The sequence below is a fragment of the Ramlibacter sp. genome, assembly GCF_028292805.1.
Lineage (GTDB): Bacteria > Pseudomonadota > Gammaproteobacteria > Burkholderiales > Burkholderiaceae_C > Ramlibacter.
The window spans coordinates 1-2,741 of record NZ_JAQGLS010000286.1; the positions used below are offsets into that span (position 1 = coordinate 1).

Annotated in this window: 1 protein-coding gene and 1 pseudogene; one reads left to right on the forward strand and one right to left on the reverse strand. The window is 72.1% G+C overall.

Annotation, left to right across the window (positions count from 1 at the left end):
* Window positions 1-1,310 (reverse strand): YhdP family protein (locus JWP65_RS17370; protein WP_367280528.1); only part of this gene is annotated, 1,310 nt, incomplete at its 3' end.
* Window positions 1,311-1,334: 24 nt separating this feature from the next.
* Between JWP65_RS17370 and JWP65_RS17375 the strand changes: the two are divergent.
* Window positions 1,335-2,741: pseudogene (locus JWP65_RS17375) on the forward strand (glutamine-synthetase adenylyltransferase); the annotation flags it as partial.

Here is a 2,741-nt window from a genome sequence, read left to right on the forward strand (position 1 = left end):
GTCGCGGCCTGGCCAGCCGTCGCCGGCCGCGCCGCCACCTGCAGCACGCTGGCGCGGCCGCGCGCTTCATATTTGTGCAAGGCGCCGGGCTGGCCTTCCCAGCGGGCCTGCAGCTTGTCGACCAGGCCTTGCGGCGCGTAGGCCTGCAAGGCGGCGTGAGTGGCGGTGCCCAGCGGCAGCCGGGCCGCGACCAGGCTCAGGGCGCCCAGGTCGAGGCGGTCGGCCTGCAGTTCGCCGCGGGCCGGCGCCTGGCCTTGCGGGCCGGTCCAGGTGACGGCGACGTTGCCGCCGGGCCAGCGGTGGCCGTCCTCGGTGACGAACTGCAGCTCCTGCGTCTGGAACTGGAAGCCGCCGACCAGCCGCTTGCCGCCCAGCCGCCCGGACACCGCACGCAGCGCCAGCGGTTGCAGCCCCGCGCCCAGCGTGGCGCTGACGTCCGCCAGCACCACGTCGGCGGTGCCGCCCACCACCTGGCCGCGTTGCACGTCGGCCCAGGCGCGCAGGCGCCCGCGGCCCTGGCTCACCTTGAAGGCCACGTCGACATAGCGCCGCAACTGCGCCAGGTCGACGGACTCGACATCGGCGTGCAGTTCACCGCTCCAGTCGCGCCAGCGGCCGGCGTGCGTGGACAGCAGCGGCTGGCGCAACAGCCCGCTGGCGGTGAAACGCTGCCCCAGTTCGGGTGGCGGAGTGGCTTGGATCCGCAGCGCATGGCGCCGGGCCCGGTTGCGCACCAGCAGGTCGACCTGCTGCAAGACCAGCGGCGGGACGGCGCGCGTTTCATCGGTCCAGCGCAAGGTGCCGCCGCTGATGATGAATTCGGCCTGGCCGAAGAACCAGTCGGCGGCCTGGCCGCCGTCGTCCGCGCTGCGGGCAAAGTCCAGCCCCGCCACCAGGATGCGGCCGTCGGCGGTGCGGCGGATGTCCAGCTGCGGGCCCTGAATATAGAGCTGCTCGAAACTCAGGCTCCAGAGCGAGCGTGGCGACAGCGCGCCCACCACCAGCGGCAGCCGCAGCGCCTCGTGGCCTTGCGGGCCCAGCAGCACCACGTCCTGCAGCTCGAACGACGGCATCAGGCCGCCGCTGCGGGCGGTGATCGCGCCGATGCGAACCGGCACCCCCAGCACCTGCGTGGCCCGGGATTCCAGCGCAGGGCGCCACTCGCCGATTCGCGGCACAATCCAGCCATGCAGCGCCCCCCACGCCAGCGACAGCAGCAGCGACGCAGCCAGCAGCAGCCACAGGGCCCCCTTGACGGCCGCGGCGAACAATCTGAGCGGCCGTGAAGGATGCGTCGGCGTGGCGTTCATGACTACTTGGGACAGGCGGGAATTATGACCTTCGGCGCTGCGCCGGGTTCCGGCAGCGAAGCGGCATGCTTCGTCAACGGCGCGAGCGATCGCGCGGATGACACGCCGGCCCCTGCCGATCCGATCTCCTCCTATTCGCGTTTCGCCCAGCGGCTGCGCCGGCGCTATGCCGACGAACTGGCGCTGCTGCCGCCCGGCGCGCCGACCACCGCCGCCATCGCCGCCGCCTACGAAGCTTTACGTTCGGGCGGCTTCGACGTCGGCTCGGGGTTGCGGACCGTGCGCCAGCTGGTGATGGAACGGCTGCTGGCGCTGGACTGCGACGCGCAGGCCCCGCTGGCGGTCGTCACCGGCGCCGTCACGGAACTGGCCGAGTTCGCGCTCGACGTCGCCTGCGCGCAGGCCTGCCACGACCTCGATGCGGTGCATGGCGAGCCCAGGACGCAGCAAGGCAGGCGGGCCCAGCTCTGGGTGGTGGGCATGGGCAAGCTCGGCGCGCGTGAACTGAACGTCTCGAGCGACGTCGACCTGATCTACATCTACGATGAAGAGGGCGAGACCGCCGGCACGGCCGACGGCCGCGGCCGGATCTCGAACCACGAGTATTTCGGCAAGGTGGTCAAGGCCATCTACGCCCTGATCGGCGAGGTGACCGAGCACGGCTTCGTGTTCCGCGTCGACACCGCCCTGCGTCCCAACGGCAACTCGGGCCCGCCGGCCGTCTCGCTCGGCGCGCTGGAAGAGTACTTGCAGGTGCAGGGCCGCGAATGGGAGCGCTTCGCCTGGCTCAAGAGCCGGATCATCGCCCCGCGCAGCTGCATCGCCGACGGCTCGGCCCACGAGCTGCGCACGGTGGTGCTGCCGTTCGTGTTCCGCCGCTACCTCGATTACAGCGTGTTCGACGCGTTGCGGGTGCTGCATCGGCAGATCCGCGAGCACGCCGCGCGCCGCGCCGCCGGCCGGCCCGAACGCGCCAACGACGTCAAGCTGTCGCGCGGCGGCATCCGCGAGATCGAGTTCATCGTGCAGCTGCTGCAGGTGGTGCGCGGCGGCCAGTTCCCGGAGCTGCGCACCCGCCCGACCCTGCAGGCGCTCGAGCGGCTGGCGCGCGCCGGCCTGATGCCGCAGGCCACGGCCGACGCACTGGCCCGCGCCTACGAGTTCCTGCGCAAGGTCGAGCACCGCATCCAGTACCTGGACGACCAGCAGACCCACGTGCTGATGGGCTGCGACGACGACCTCGGCTGGATCGCGCGGACCATGGGCTACGCCGACTGCTGCCCCTTCCTGCACGAGCTGGACAGCCACCGCGAATTCGTCGCCCAGGAATTCGACACGCTGCTGGGCAACGGGCAGGCGCCCTGCCAGACGTGCGGCGGGCCGAAGGCGCGGCCGGCCCCGGCGGACCTCGATTCGGTGCTGGAGCGGCTG